The sequence below is a fragment of the Streptomyces sp. NPDC002896 genome (genome assembly GCF_040295225.1).
In the GTDB taxonomy this organism is placed as follows: Bacteria; Actinomycetota; Actinomycetes; order Streptomycetales; family Streptomycetaceae; genus Streptomyces.
In genome coordinates, this window is record NZ_JBEOVA010000004.1 from 1 (window position 1) to 13,867 (window position 13,867).

10 protein-coding genes and 1 pseudogene are annotated in these 13,867 nt (G+C 69.2%); 5 read left to right on the forward strand and 6 right to left on the reverse strand.

Going from position 1 to position 13,867, the window contains the following annotated elements; all coding sequences use genetic code 11:
* Window positions 1–87: 87 nt before the first annotated feature.
* Window positions 88–564 (forward strand): annotated as a pseudogene (locus ABT009_RS07085) (transposase); the annotation flags it as partial.
* Between the two features lie 112 nt (window positions 565–676).
* On the opposite strand, the gene ABT009_RS07090 reads toward ABT009_RS07085, so the two are convergent.
* A complete protein-coding gene (locus tag ABT009_RS07090; protein WP_351290476.1) occupies window positions 677–2,131 on the reverse strand; it encodes a recombinase family protein in 1,455 nt (484 codons plus the stop codon).
* A gap of 147 nt (window positions 2,132–2,278) precedes the next feature.
* Entirely contained in the window at window positions 2,279–2,701 is a 423-nt protein-coding gene (locus ABT009_RS07095) for a secondary thiamine-phosphate synthase enzyme YjbQ (RefSeq protein ID WP_351290478.1), read from the reverse strand.
* A gap of 150 nt (window positions 2,702–2,851) precedes the next feature.
* On the opposite strand from ABT009_RS07095, the gene ABT009_RS07100 reads away from it, so the two are divergent.
* Window positions 2,852–3,952, forward strand: a complete 1,101-nt coding sequence (locus ABT009_RS07100; protein WP_351290480.1) for an FAD-dependent oxidoreductase — start codon at window positions 2,852–2,854, stop codon at window positions 3,950–3,952.
* Window positions 3,953–4,088: 136 nt separating this feature from the next.
* On the opposite strand, the gene mltG is transcribed toward ABT009_RS07100, so the two are convergent.
* Both mltG and ABT009_RS07110 read right to left on the reverse strand, forming a co-directional pair.
* Complete coding sequence (gene mltG / locus ABT009_RS07105) at window positions 4,089–4,931, reverse strand: endolytic transglycosylase MltG (protein ID WP_351290482.1); 843 nt, start codon at window positions 4,929–4,931, stop codon at window positions 4,089–4,091.
* A gap of 43 nt (window positions 4,932–4,974) precedes the next feature.
* Window positions 4,975–6,774, reverse strand: a complete 1,800-nt coding sequence (locus ABT009_RS07110) for an ABC transporter ATP-binding protein (protein ID WP_351290484.1) — start codon at window positions 6,772–6,774, stop codon at window positions 4,975–4,977.
* Window positions 6,775–6,894: 120 nt separating this feature from the next.
* Here ABT009_RS07110 and ABT009_RS07115 point away from each other — a divergent pair, with 120 nt between their 5' ends.
* The gene (locus ABT009_RS07115) at window positions 6,895–7,353 is read left to right on the forward strand and encodes a MarR family winged helix-turn-helix transcriptional regulator (protein WP_351290486.1); all 459 of its coding nucleotides are present in this window, start codon (window positions 6,895–6,897) and stop codon (window positions 7,351–7,353) included.
* A gap of 193 nt (window positions 7,354–7,546) precedes the next feature.
* On the opposite strand, the gene ABT009_RS07120 is transcribed toward ABT009_RS07115, so the two are convergent.
* Together ABT009_RS07120 and ABT009_RS07125 are read right to left on the reverse strand one after the other, a co-directional pair.
* Window positions 7,547–9,025 (reverse strand): cation:dicarboxylate symporter family transporter, encoded by a 1,479-nt coding sequence (locus tag ABT009_RS07120; RefSeq protein WP_351290488.1) that lies wholly within the window; start codon window positions 9,023–9,025, stop codon window positions 7,547–7,549.
* A 229-nt stretch (window positions 9,026–9,254) separates the two neighbouring features.
* Window positions 9,255–9,998 carry a hypothetical protein gene (locus ABT009_RS07125; RefSeq protein WP_351290490.1) on the reverse strand — a complete coding sequence of 248 codons (744 nt, stop codon included), beginning with the start codon at window positions 9,996–9,998 and terminating at the stop codon, window positions 9,255–9,257.
* A 209-nt stretch (window positions 9,999–10,207) separates the two neighbouring features.
* Between ABT009_RS07125 and ABT009_RS07130 the strand changes: the two genes are divergently transcribed.
* Together ABT009_RS07130 and ABT009_RS07135 are read left to right on the forward strand one after the other, a co-directional pair.
* On the forward strand, window positions 10,208–12,085 hold the full coding sequence (locus ABT009_RS07130) for an ABC transporter transmembrane domain-containing protein (RefSeq protein ID WP_351290492.1): 1,878 nt from the start codon (window positions 10,208–10,210) through the stop codon (window positions 12,083–12,085).
* Window positions 12,082–13,863 carry an ABC transporter ATP-binding protein gene (locus ABT009_RS07135; RefSeq protein WP_351290494.1) on the forward strand — a complete coding sequence of 594 codons (1,782 nt, stop codon included), beginning with the start codon at window positions 12,082–12,084 and terminating at the stop codon, window positions 13,861–13,863. The genes ABT009_RS07130 and ABT009_RS07135 overlap by 4 nt, the downstream gene beginning before the upstream one ends.
* Window positions 13,864–13,867 lie beyond the last annotated feature (4 nt).

The window sequence follows — 13,867 nt, forward strand, 5'->3', positions numbered from 1 at the left end:
TGCAGTGGAGTTGGGAACAGATCTCCTTCGGAACGGCCATACCCTGACAACGAGCCCGCACCTGTAAAGCAGCACCTTGATTCTTTACGGCTTCACTACGCCCGCAACCTGCTCTCCCAGGTGCCGAAATCGGCCCAGCCCTGGGTGGCCACCCTGCTGCGGACCGTCTTCGAGCAGCCCGACGCCGACGCCGTCCAGGCCCAGATGCGGCACGTGCTGGACGCGTTGGAGGCGAAGTTCCCGAAGGCCGCCGAGCACCTCGATACCGCCCAGCACGAGCTGCTGGCGTTCACCTCGTTCCCGCGTGAGATCTGGCGGCAGATCTGGTCGAATAACCCGCAAGAACGCCTCAACAAGGAGATCCGCCGCCGCACCGACGTGGTCGGCATCTTCCCCGACCGCACCGCCCTGATCCGCCTGGTCGGCGCGGTCCTAGCTGAGCAAAACGACGAATGGACCGAGGCCCGCCGCTACATGGGCCGCGAACTCCTCGCCAAGGCCCGCCTCCACCCAATCGAGTCAGAAACCGAGGAGACCGTCCTGCCCACCGAACTCACCGCATAGCCTCAAAACGAGATCACCGAGTGGCCGTCGATACACCACTCCCGTGGACGTGACCGTACGGGTCGCTGCGTGGAGTGAGCACAGCGCCCACACCCGGCTGCGGGGTATACCCTTACCGCACTGCGAGCGGATCCCTCTCCGGCCCGTGCATCACACCTGGCGCCCAACGAACCGGTGCATCCGCTGGAAACAGCGTCACTCGCACCCCGAAATCCAACAAGATTTCCTTACGGGCCTGTACGTCTGGGGCCTTGTGCCAGCGGTCCGCGACGGTCTCTCCGGTCGGCCGTTGAACCATCCCCGCAGGCCGATGCGGCTCAAGCTCGAGGGCAGCCAGCTCCTGCCCCATCGCCGCGTACTGCTTGCGAAACCACTCAGCATCGTCCGAGGAATCGTAGAGACCAGCCTGTCGATCCGCGCGGAGTCGCTCTCGGCTCGCCTGCAGCTCGGCGATGCGTTCGGGCACTCCGTTCCCCGGGTCATAGACCGTCTCGACGATCAGGCCGTCCCCGAATGTCTCCAGGAACCATGCCTCCACCATCGCGTCCCAGAGGTGAGCGCGGATGAGCGGTGCGGGTCGGCAGCCTCGCGCACTCGGCCATCCCTTGTTGCGGGCGGTGCACACATACCGGGGCGGCTCAAGCGCCGAGGTCTGCGTGAACAGGCGATTGTGACAGTTCCCGCACAGGGCCACCTCTGTGAGCAAATACGGCCGGTTCGACCTGCGGGTGGGCATCTGGCGAGACAAAGTCGCTCGCTTCAGGGCCTCGTGGGTTCGCCGGTCCCACAGCCCCTCGCACAAGCGCACAGGGTTTCCCCGCTGGTCGATCACTGGTTTGCCGTTGTGCATCAGGTATCCCAAGGCCGCTTCGGACAAGAGGATGTCGCGGAGGCTGGCTGGGTACCACGGACGACCACGCGCCGGCTTGCCGTACATCACAGCGAGGTGGTCGGCCGGCGACAGCTCGCCTTCCCGGTTCAGGCGGGCGGCCTCGCTGCTCGGAGTGACGTTCTCGGGGTCGGCCAGTATCCGGCGCGCAACGTTCCGAATCACGGTTGAGGCATGCGGGTGCAGCTCAACATGGTCGACCTTGCCACCCATGACGACGCGGACGTGCTGGAACCCGTACGAGGGTTTCCCCTTCGGCCGGCCCGCAGCCCGCATCTTGACGGTGGCGTTGCGGTTCCGGCGCTGGATCGCCCGCAGCCCCATCTGCGCACCCCAGGCCTCCATCGTGAAGCGGTTCTCATCGGCTTGATCATCCAGATCCCACGGGCCTTCATGACCATACGTGACGAGGAGCTTCTTCTCGTCCCGCATCTTGTAGCCGGTGTTCAGGCAGTCGACGACGTTGCGGCCGAGCCGGTCGACGGCGGCCGCGACAAGTCCGTCGTACGGGCCACGCTCGTCGCGGAGCCACGGACCGAGCTTCGGTCGGGTCATAGGATCCGTGGCGCCCGAGACCTCCCAGTCGTCGGCCCAGCCGATGATGTGACCGCCAACTGACGCGGCAGCGGTGAGGACGTCCTCCCGCTGGCGCTCCGGGGAGGACGTAGCCGCCTTCATCCGGGACAGCCTTCGCACTCCCAGTAGACACTGTCCACATCCGTCGTAGGGTCGCTCGATCTCGTCCAAGGTGGTACCGCGCAATGCCTTCTCCTGTTCCGCGCGCAGCGTAAGGAGAATTGGCGGCCACCCCCAGGACGATCTTGATCAACCCAGGAAGCTCAACCGTACGTGACGGTTGGTATTAGAGATGTTGGTGTCGACCAGGCACACGGACTGCCACGTGCCGAGTTCCAGGCTCCCGCCGATCACGGGAAACGTGGCGTGGGGCGGGACGAGGGCGGGCAACACATGATCCCGGCCGTGACCGGCGCTGCCGTGCCGGTGCTGCCAGCGGTCGTCCGCGGGCAGCAGGGTGTGCAGCGCGGCAAGCAGGTCGTCGTCGCTCCCGGCGCCGGTCTCGATCACCGCGATGCCGGCGGTTGCATGCGGTACGAACACGTTGAGCAGGCCGTCGCGGCCACCCGCGGCCTCCCTCAGGAAGGCCTCGCAGTCGCGGGTGAGGTCGATGACGGTCTCCTGGGAACCGGTGGCGACGTTCAGGACACGCGTGGTGAAGGCATCGGACATGTCTCCATCCTCGCTCAATGACCCGGCGTCGGCGCACGCCGAGGGGTGTGTGCGTGCAGGACACGACTCGCCAACTCGCGGCCATCAAGGCTGAGTTCTCGGCGCCGAGCCCTCGGGAAGATCCCGGACTCCCCCGGAGTTGGTAGAAACGTGAACGACAGCGAGGCGCGTGGCGCGGCACAGCAGGTGGACGTGGTCGTCATAGGCGCTGGGCAGGCGGGTCTGTCCAGCGCCTATCACCTGCGCCGAACCGGGTTCGACCCGGACCGGGACTTCGTCGTCCTCGATCAATCACCGCGTCCGGGCGGCGCCTGGCAGTTCCGTTGGCCGACCCTCACGTACGGCAAGGTGCACGGAATGCACGCGCTGCCGGGCATGGAACTGACCAGCGCCGATTCCTCGCGCCCCTCGTCGGAGGTCATCGGCGCTTACTTCGACAGCTATGAGCGGACCTTTGATCTCCGGGTGCGGCGCCCCGTGGACGTACGCGCGGTCCGCGAAGGGGAAGGCGGGCGGCTGCTTGTCGAGACATCGGCGGGGAACTGGTCGACGCGGGCGCTGATCAACGCGACCGGCACCTGGGACCGGCCGTTCTGGCCTCGCTACCCCGGGCAGGAGACCTTCCGCGGGCGACAGCTGCACACCGCGCAGTACCGCGGTCCGCAGGAGTTCACCGGGCTGCGGGTGATCGTGGTCGGCGGTGGGGCGTCGGGCACTCAGCACCTGATGGAGATCGCGCCTCATGCGGCGGCCACCAGCTGGGTCACTCGCCGTCCCCCGGTCTTCCGCGAGGAACCCTTCGACGAGAACGTCGGGAGGGCGGCCGTCGCCCTTGTCGAGGAACGGGTACGGCAGGGGCTTCCGCCCCGGAGTGTCGTCTCGGTGACCGGCCTGCCTCTGAACGATGCGATCCGGCAGGCACGCGCGGACGGCGTCCTGGACCGGCTGCCGATGTTCGACCGGATCACCCCGGACGGCGTGGAGTGGGACGACGGACGCCGCGTCGACGCCGACGTCATTCTGTGGGCGACCGGATTCCGTGCCGCGATCGACCATCTGGCACCCCTGCGGCTCCGCGGGCCCGGTGGCGGTATCCGTATGGAGGGCACCCGCGTGGCCGCCGACCCGCGCCTCCACCTCGTGGGATACGGACCTTCGGCCAGCACCGTCGGCGCCAACAGGGCCGGTCGAGCCGCGGTACGGGACATCAGACAGCTGCTGGTACGGGAACCGGTCGACGTCGCGGCCTGAAGCCTGACGCTGGGACGCTCGCGGGCGGAGTCATGGCCATGGGAGCCGGTCATGGCCCGGGCAGTCGGTCCCAGTCCCGTCGGTCCCGGTCCGGCCCGGATCGCGGGCCAGGGACCGGGATCCCGGGGGCCCTCGCTCAGCTGTTCTGCTCCGAGCCCCGGCGCTGGTGGAGTCGGTTGAACTCCTCGACGTTCTTCTGCTGTTCCTCGAAGTTCGCGGTGAAGCGGGTGTCGCCCGGCTTGACCGTCACGAAGTACAGCCAGTCCCCCGCCGGCGGGCTGATCGCCGCCAGCATCGCTTCCTCACCGGGGTTGGCGATCGGCGTGGGAGGAAGCCCCATACGCATATAGGTGTTGTAGGGGCTGTCGATCTGGGTGTCGTTCTCGCTGGTCCGCAGCGTGCTGCGGTTCATCGCGTAGTTGATGGTGGAGTCCATCTGCAGCGGCATGCCGCTGTTCAGGCGATTGTAGATGACCCGGGCCACTTTGCCCATGTCGTCCTTGGTCCCGGCCTCTGCCTGGACGATGCTGGCGATGGTGATGGTCTGGTAGAGGCTCATCGGGTTGCGCTGCGGCCCGGCGGTCAGCTGGTCACCGTTGTACTTCTCGTTGGCCGTCTTGACCATGTACGACAGCACGGACTCCGGAGTCGACTTGCTGTTCAGGGGATACGTGGCGGGGAAGAGGTACCCCTCCGGGTTTCCCCTTGCGTCGGGGGGAAGCTTCAGTTTGGCCTTGGGAATCGACTTCTTGGTGGTCCCTGCGGGCACGCCGAGGGCTTTGTCGATGGCGGCGTACACCTGGCTGGTGCGCCACCCCTCGGGGATCGTCAGAGACGCGGCCCGGTTTTTGCCGATGTCCGCGCGCAGGAGCGGAACCGCCACGGCGGCGGCCACCACGCAGGCTCCGGTCGCAATGAGGACGATCCGGCCCCGGCGCGTCAGTCGGGTCCTTCTCCGTCGCGGAGTGTTGATCTGCATGCGGGCACGCTAACCCGCAATTTGCAACAAACCCGGCATATCTTCATCTCGTCGGCTCCAGTTGGGCGTCTCGGCGGACGAGGGCGGCGTAACGGCCGTCCCGCGCGAGCAGCTCGTCATGTGTGCCGCTCTCCGCCACCCGCCCCGAGTCGAGCACGACGATCTGGTCGGCGAACCGGATCGTGGAAAGCCGGTGCGCGATGGTGATGGTGGTCCGGTCGGCGGACAGAGCGTCGATGGCCTCCTGCACGGCATGCTCGGTCCGGGTGTCCAGCGCGCTGGTGGCCTCGTCGAGGATCAGCACGGGTGGGTCTCGCAGGATGGTACGGGCGATGGCCAGTCGCTGCTTCTCCCCGCCGGAGAAGCGGTGGCCGCGTTCGCCGACGACTGTGTCGTACCCGTCGGGCAGCGAGGCGATGTGGTCGTGGATCTGGGCGGCCTTGGCTGCCGCGTACAGCTCCTCGTCCGTGGCGTCGGGCTTGGCGAACCGCAGGTTCTCGGCGACCGACGCATGGAAGAGATACGTCTCCTGCGAGACGACGCCGACGGCGCGCGCGAGCGTGTCGAAGTCCAGGTCGCGCACGTCGACGCCGTCGAGGGTCACGCGGCCGCCCGTGACGTCGTACAGCCGGGGCACCAGATAGCTGAGGGTGCTCTTGCCCGCACCGGTCTGGCCCACGACGGCCAGGCTGCCACCAGCGGGGACCGTCACGTCGATCCCGTCGAGGACCGGCCCGCTCTTGTCGTCGTAGCGGAACTCGACGTTCTCGAAGCGGATTTCACCGACGGCCTTGTCGAGGTGGACCGGGCACTCGGGCTCGGTGATGTCGACCGGCAGGTCGAGGTACTCGAAGATGCGCTGGAAGAGCGCGAGCGAGGTCTGTATCTGGACGCCGGTGGACAGCAGGCTCACCGTGGGGCGGAACATGCCCTGCTGGAGCGAGACGAAGGCGACGAGAGTGCCGATCGAGACGGACGGGCCGCCGAACTGGGAGGCGATGCCCGCGGCCCAGTAGATGACGGCCGGCATGGCGGCCATGACGATCGTGATGACGGCCATGCGCCACCGCCCCGCCATGTTGGACTTCACCTCGAGGCCGACCAGTTGCTCGGACTCGTCGGCGAAGGACCTGGTGAGGGAGTCAGCGCGGCCCATGGTGCGGCCGAGGAGGATGCCGCTGACGGAGAGCGACTCGGTCACGGTGGCGGCCATCGCGGCCATCTGCTTCTGTCGTTTGGTGGCGATCTTCTTGCGCTCGCGGCCGACTCGCCGGCTGATCCACACGAAGACCGGCAGCAGGAGCAGCGACACGACGGTGAGCCGCCAGTCGAGGGCGAGCATCGCGACGATGCTCGCGACGACGCTGGTGAGATTGGAGACGAGCGAGGTCGCGGTGGAGGTGACCGTCGCCTGCATGCCGCCGATGTCGTTGGCGATGCGCGACTGGACCTCGCCGGTCCGGGTTCTGGTGAAGAAGGCGAGGGACATGCGCTGCAGCCGGCCGTAGACAGCCGTGCGCAGGTCGTGCATGACGCGCTGGCCGACCGTGGTCGAGATGAGGGTCTGCAGCACGCCGAAGACGCTGGTGACGACGGCGCTGAGGATCATGCCGAGCGCGAGCAGGCTCAGCAGGCCCGTCCGGCCCTGCGGGATCGCGGTGTCGAGGATCTCCTTCAGCAGGAAGGGCGTGGCGACCGTGACCAGCGATGATGCGCAGACGAGCAGCCCGACGACGGCGAGGCGGCCGCGGTAGGGCCGGAAGAGCCGGAGGATGCGGCGCACCTCGCGCGGCTGGTCCGGATCGGGCGTCGGGGGTGTCCAGGTGGGTTCGTCGGGATGCATGGGCTCCTACGAGTGTGCGGCGACGGCGCCGGCCGGGCAGGCCGACGGCAACGAACGAAGGGAGCATAGCTCATTGTTACCTATACTCACAATGAACGAGGTCCTGATATCGTTCCTGGTATGAGCACCCCCGACGCCGACGGCCTGCTCGCCGAGCAGCTTCTGCGGCTGACCCGCCGTGTGCACCGCATCCAGAAGCGCCATCTGGAGCAGTGCGGGCTGGGTATCACGCCTGCCCAGTCCCGGTTGCTGCGCACCCTTGTGCACTACAGTTCCCCGCCCCGCATGGCCGACCTGGCCGAGCGCCTGGAGGTGGTGCCGCGCGCCGTGACGACGCTGGTGGACGGTCTGGAGGCGAGTGGACAGGTGCGCCGCGTCCCGGATCCCACCAACCGGCGGGTGATACGGATCGAGCTCACGGACGCGGGCCGCCGGGCGCTGCGGGAGCTGCGCAACGCGCGGCGGGCCGCCGCCGAGGACATCCTGGCTCCGCTGACGGGTGAACAGCGGGAGATGCTCGCCGGTCTGCTGTCCGCGCTGGTCGACGGGGTGCCTCGCGCGGAGGCGCGCGGCTGCTGATCCGGGCTGTTCCCGGCACCGCCGTCATCCGGCGGTGACGACGACGGCGGTGCCGACGATGTGCTCGCTGTGCGCGAGGAGGCACCCGTGTGCGGCGGGGCACGACGAAGGGCCCGGCACGCGGCCGGGCCCTCGACTGGTTCACGGATCGCCTCGACCCGACTAAAGCTTCTCGGCTTGCCTCAGCGGGTCCTCAACCCGCCTTCGGCGCAGCCTCCTTGGCTGTGGCCTCGACGGACGGCGGACCATCCTGCCCGGGAACGGCGGTTGCCGCGTCACCCTCCACGACGGTCACCGCTTCCGTAGCCGCGTCCTCCGCCACGACCGGCGAGGCGACCTTGCCTGCCCTGTCCGCGTCGTCCGCCGCCTCCGGCGCGGAACCGAGCTCACCGTCCAGTACCTTCTTGGCCCGCTCCTGGTCGAGAGCCCCTTCCCACCGGGATACCGCGAAGACAGCCACGCAGTTGCCGAGCAGGTTGGTCACGACGCGCATCGAGTCCATGATGCGGTCCACGCCCAGCAGCAGGGCGACGGCGCCGGCGGGGATGGCCCCCAGCGAGGAGGCGGTCGCGGACAGGGCGAGGAAGGCCGACCCAGGGATGCCCGCCATGCCCTTGCTGGTCAGCATCAGCACGAGGATCACGGTGATCTGCTGGCTGAGGCTGAGGTCCACACCCACGGCCTGGGCGATGAACAGCGTGCCGATGGACAGATAGAGCGAGGCACCGTCGAGGTTGAAGGAGTACCCCGTGGGCAGCACCAGGCCCACGGCGTCGTCGCGGGCGCCGGCCTTGCGGAGCTTCTGCATCACGCGCGGCATGACGGACTCGGTGGAGGCGGTGCCGAGCGCGAGGAGCATCTCCTCACGGATGTAGCGCAGGAACTTCCAGAGGCTGAGCCCGGTGACCATTCGGAGGGCGACGGAGAGGAGCGCGATGAAGAGCGCCGCGGCCGCGTAGCACAGAATGATCAGCTTGGCGTACGTCTTCATCACGCCGAGCCCGTACTGGCCGACCAGGACTGCCATCGCCCCGAACACGGCGAGCGGGGCCAGCCGCATGATGAAGCCGACGACCGCGAAGATGATCTCCTGGGCCTGCTCGATGGCGGGCAGGACCTGCGGCACCTTGGTGTGCCCGAGGTGCAGCAGCGCCGCACCCACCAGGCAGGCCAGCAAGAGGACTTGGAGCAGGGCGTTCTCCGCGAAGGCGCCGATGAAACTCGTGGGAAGCGCGTTCAGGACGAACTCGGTCGTCGAGGGCAGTGAACCGCCGCCGGTCTTCGCGTCGACCGCCGAGGTGTCGAGCGTGGACGGGTCGACGTTCATCCCGGAGCCGGGCTGGACGACGTTGGCGGCGAGGAGCCCGATGAGCAGGGCGAGCGTGCTCGCGACCTCGAACCAGATCAGGGCCTTGAGCCCGATCCGGCCGAACGCCTTCAGGTCACCGGCCTTGGCGATGCCGACGACGACCACGCAGAACACGAGCGGCGAGATCACCGTCTTGATGAGCCGGGTGAAACCGTCGCCGAGCGGCTGGAGATCCGTGGCCACGTCGGGCCACAGCTTTCCGACGACGATTCCGAGCACGAGTGCGCAGGCGACCTGCGCAAACAGTGAGGTTCGCAAGATGCGTGCGACGCGTCGCGGCGGGGACGGTACGGACGGCGACACGGGAGCTCCTATCGATTTCTGGGATGCGGAAACTTGCTTCCGCGGCGCGTCACTATTCCGGAGCGCGCGCCTCCGTAAGGAACCTCCGTGTCACATCGGTGTAAATCCTGGCAGCACCTCCGATTTGATGCTGTGTCAGCAAAGTTGCGGCACTACAACTGAGCCCCGGGCTTCTGGACGAAGCCCGGGGCGTAGTAAGAGAGAGAGAACGGTTCGGCAGACGCCGGAGTTATACCTTCAGGTCCGCCTTGTCGCCCATCACGATGACCGGGTGCTGATCCGGGTCCAGCGTGCGCAGCAGGTACCTCATGCCCGACTTGGACAGGCTGACGCAGGCCGACGTACCGCTGCCGTGGTCCATGTGCAGCCAGATGCTGCCGCCCTTCGACTGGCCCTCGGGCCGCGTCGGGTCGTTGGGCGAGGTGCCTTTGACGCGGTTGTAGTCGATGGCTATCACGTAGTCGAAGTCGTGCCAGTGCGACTTGGCCCAGTAGTGCGGGGCCTGGAAGGACGCCGACTCGGTGTAGGGGAGCTTCGCGCCGGGGTCGGGCAGGACGCCGCCCGCGTCGGTCAGCGAGAAGACCCCGACCGGGCTGCGCTTGTCGCCCTCGTGGTGGTCGGTGGTCCAGCCCTTCTTGCCGTTGTGCGCGTCCCAGCTCCGGGTCCTGTCCCAGGTGGTGCCGTGCTTCGTGTAGAGAACGACGGTCGAGTCCGCCGAGTCCTTGCCCTCCCCGTAAACGGCGACGACCTGGCGGGTCTTCGCGGGTATCTGCGACTGCAGCGTGTCACCCACATCGGGGATGCGCTTCAGGTCCACGGCGCGCGCGTCGGCGTGCTGCGCTGGTCCAGGGGTCGCGCTCTCCTTCTGCGCGCTCCCTGCGTCCCCTGAGCCGCCGCATGCCGTGAGGGACATGAGAAGGACACCGCAGGCCGCTCCCGCAACCGCCGCTCGTACCGCACCAGCTCCACGCATGGGCTCCATGGTCGCATCACGTATCGCACGGTCGTGCCCCGCCCCAGTGTCCCGGCTCGTATGCAGGCCGATTCTTTGCCCTGCGGCGAAAAACCGTTTGCCTCGTGGCACGGCCGGGCGCGAACCTTTCACGGTTTGCTCCCGCCCTCTACGGCACCCCCCATCCGTTTTTCCGAACCCTTCACCCCCCTTGCGAGCCCTGGGACGTCATGCAGATTCAAGACCTTCCGTTTTCCGACCCGGGTGTACCTGACGCGCGTTCGGGCCCCCGGTTCCTGCTGTGGCTCGGCCGGAACCAGATCGGCGGGCAGCTGAAGTCGCTGGCATGGGGCCTGCTGCACTTCCTGGCCATCGCCGGACTGCCGTACACCGTCGGCTACGCCGTGCAGGCCGTGGTCGACCGCTCCGGAACCCGGCTGGCGCTGGCGGGAGCGGTGATCGGGGCCTGCGGCATCGGCATCGCGCTGGGCGACACCATGCTGCACAGGACCGCTGTCACCAACTGGATCACCGCGGCCGCACGCGTCCAGCAACTGTTGGCCCGTAAGGCCGCACAGCTGGGATCCGCGCTCACCCGCCGGGTCGCCGCCGGCGAGGTCGTCGCCGTCTCCACGGGCGACGTCGAGAAGATCGGCTGGTTCGTCGAGGCGCTGTCGCGGTTCGCAGCGGCCGCCCTGACTGTCGTCGCCGTCTGCGTCGGACTCGTCGTGTACCAGCCGGCGCTCGGCGTCGTCGTCGCGGTCGGCATGCCCGTACTGGCGCTCGCCGTACTGCCGCTGCTGCCGCGTGCCACGCGACGCGCCGACTTCCAGCGCGAGAAGGCCGGCCGCGCCACCGAGCTGGCTTCGGACACCGTCGCGGGTCTGCGGGTGCTGCGCGGCATCGGTGGCGAGGAGCTCTTCCTGGACCGCTACCGCAGCGCCTCGCAGGAGGTGCGTCACGCAGCCGTCCGCAACGCCCGCATGTGGTCGCTCATCTCGGCCATTCAGGTGCTTCTACCGGGGCTGCTGCTCATCGTGGTCGTCTGGCACGGCGTCGGGCTGGCCCGCGAGGGCCGTATCACCGTCGGGGAGCTCGTCACCGTGTACAGCGCGGTCGGCCTACTGACCTACCCCCTGCGACACTTCGAGGAGATCGCGATGGCGTACTCCTTCTCGCGTCCGTCCGCCAAGCGTGCGGCGCGCGTGCTGTCCCTGGAGCGCGTGACGCCGGAGAGCGGGTCGCGTGAGGCCGAGGTCCCGTCCGGCGACCTGTACGACCCGGCGACCGGGCTGCTCGCGTCCGCCGGCCGGCTCACCGCCGTGGTGTGCGGCGACCCGGACGCGGCGGGCCGCCTCGCGCAGCGGCTCGGCGGGCACGCTCCGGTCGACACCGAGCTGCCGCCGGTGCTGCTCGGCGGGGTGCCCCTGGACGAGCTGCCGCTGGACGCAGCCCGTACGGCGGTGCTCGTGCAGGACAAGGATCCGGTGCTGCTGTCCGGCACTCTGCGCGAGCTGCTCGACGTACCGGCGTCCGGGGCCGTCAGCGCCGAGGCCGCGCTGGCCGCCGCACAGTGCACGGACGTTCTGGACGCGCTCATCCAGGGCGCACTGGACGCGGCCGACCCGATGGACGCCCGGATCACCGAGCGCGGACGCTCCCTCTCGGGCGGACAGCGCCAGCGGCTCGCCCTGGCCCGGTCCCTGATCACCGACCCCGAGGCCCTGGTCCTGGACGAACCGACCTCCGCGGTGGACTCGCACACCGAGGCGCGCGTCGCGGACGGCATCCGGAAGCTGCGCGAGGGCCGCACCACGGTCGTCTTCACCTCGTCCCCGCTGCTCCTGGACCGTGCCGACCGGGTCGTGCTGGTCCATGAGGGCGAGGTCGCCGCCGTCGGGGTGCATCGGGAGCTGCTCGTCAGCGAGCCCCGGTACCGGGCGGTGGTGACCCGGGAGACCGATGCCGACGCCGATGAGCGGGAGTGGGCGGACGGACGGGACGCTGCCGGGCAGGCGCAGGGACACCCGCAGGTGGAACAGGAGCCGGCGCGGCTGGACGCGCTGCACGAAATGGACGAGCTGCAAGAGATCGAGGAGACCGCATGATCGGCTTGGCGCCACCGGCGTACGATCCGGCGGCCCCGACGACGGCGAACACCCTGCCGGTCGGTGCCCCCGCGACCGTACGCACCTATGTGGGCGAGCTGCTGCGACGGCACCGCCGGGCCTTCGTGCTGCTCGTCACCGTCAACGCGGTCGCCGTGATCGCGTCGATGGCGGGCCCGTATCTGCTCGGCTCGCTCGTCGAGGACGTGACCGAAGGAGCGCGCGAGCTTCACCTGGAGCGCACCGCCGTGCTCTTCGCCCTCGCACTGGCCGTGAACGCGGTGTTCGTGCGGGAAGTGCGGCTGCGCGGGGCGATGCTCGGCGAACGGATGCTGGCCGGTCTGCGTGAGGACTTCCTCGTGCGGTCCGTGGGCCTGCCGCCGGGGGTGCTCGAGCGCGCCGGCACCGGCGATCTGCTCTCGCGCATCACGACGGACATCGACCGGCTCGCGAACGCGATGCGCGAGGCCGTGCCCCAGCTGGCGATCGGCGTGGTCTGGGCCGCTCTGCTGCTCGGCGGTCTCGCCGTGACCGCGCCGCCGCTCGCCCCCGCCGTGCTGCTCGCGGTGCCGCTGCTGGTGGTCGGCTGCCGCTGGTACTTCAAGCGGGCGCCGTCGGCGTACCGCTCGGAGGCCGCCGGATACGCCGCCGTGGCCGCGGCGCTCACCGAGACCGTCGACGCGGGGAACACCGTGGAGGCGCACCGGCTGGGCGCGCGCCGCATCGCGCTGTCGGACCAGCGGGTCAAGGAGTGGACGGCCTGGGAGCGGTACACGCTGTACCTGCGGTCGGTCCTCTTCCCCGTCGTCAGCATCACCCACGTGACGGTGCTCGCCTCGGTGCTCATGGTCGGCGGTGTCTTCGTCCTCCAGGGGTGGATCAGCGTGGGGCAGCTGACGACGGGCGCACTCATCGCGCAGATGCTGGTCGACCCGGTGGGCCTGATCCTGCGCTGGTACGACGAGCTGCAGGTGGCCCAGGTGTCGCTTGCCCGGCTCGTCGGCGTGCGCGACATCGAACCGGAGGCGGGCGACCCGTCCGTGGCGCCGGAGGGCCGCGACGTGCGCGCCGACCAGGTGCACTTCGGTTACCGCGAGGGCGTCGACGTGCTGCGCGAGGTGTCGCTCGCGGTCGAACCAGGCACACGCATCGCGCTGGTCGGGCCGTCCGGCGCCGGCAAGTCGACACTCGGCCGACTGCTCGCCGGGATCTACGGACCGCGCAGGGGCCGGGTCACACTGGGTGGCGCGGAACTGTCGCGGATGCCGGCCGAGGAGGTGCGCTCGCATGTGGCCCTGGTCAACCAGGAGCACCATGTGTTCGTCGGGTCGCTGCGGGACAACCTGCTGCTGGCCCGCACGGACGCGCAGGACGCGGAGCTGTGGGCAGCGCTGGGCGCGGTCGACGCGGACGGCTGGGCGCGTGCGCTCGACGACGGCCTGGACACCGAGGTCGGCTCGGGCGGTGTCGCGCTCACGCCGGCGCAGGCGCAGCAGATCGCGCTCGCCCGGCTGGTCCTGGCCGATCCCCACACGCTGGTCCTTGACGAGGCCACGTCGCTCCTCGACCCGCGGGCGGCCCGCCACCTGGAGCGGTCGCTGGCCCGCGTCCTCGACGGCCGCACTGTGGTGGCCATCGCGCACCGGCTGCACACCGCGCATGACGCGGATGTGATCGCGGTGGTCGAGAGCGGACAGATCAGCGAGCTCGGCAGCCACGACGAGCTGGTAGCGGCGGACGGGGCGTACGCGGCGCTGTGGCGGTCCTGGCACGGGTAACCGT

Excerpts from the sequence above, each read along its gene's own strand:
- ABT009_RS07090 (WP_351290476.1), bottom strand. The coding sequence starts at position 2,131 with ATGAAGGCGGCTACGTCCTCCCCGGAGCGCCAGCGGGAGGACGTCCTC.
- ABT009_RS07095 (WP_351290478.1), bottom strand. The coding sequence starts at position 2,701 with ATGTCCGATGCCTTCACCACGCGTGTCCTGAACGTCGCCACCGGTTCC.
- mltG (WP_351290482.1), bottom strand. The coding sequence starts at position 4,931 with ATGCAGATCAACACTCCGCGACGGAGAAGGACCCGACTGACGCGCCGG.
- ABT009_RS07110 (WP_351290484.1), bottom strand. The coding sequence starts at position 6,774 with ATGCATCCCGACGAACCCACCTGGACACCCCCGACGCCCGATCCGGAC.
- ABT009_RS07115 (WP_351290486.1), top strand. The coding sequence starts at position 6,895 with ATGAGCACCCCCGACGCCGACGGCCTGCTCGCCGAGCAGCTTCTGCGG.
- ABT009_RS07125 (WP_351290490.1), bottom strand. The coding sequence starts at position 9,998 with ATGCGTGGAGCTGGTGCGGTACGAGCGGCGGTTGCGGGAGCGGCCTGC.
- ABT009_RS07130 (WP_351290492.1), top strand. The coding sequence starts at position 10,208 with ATGCAGATTCAAGACCTTCCGTTTTCCGACCCGGGTGTACCTGACGCG.
- ABT009_RS07135 (WP_351290494.1), top strand. The coding sequence starts at position 12,082 with ATGATCGGCTTGGCGCCACCGGCGTACGATCCGGCGGCCCCGACGACG.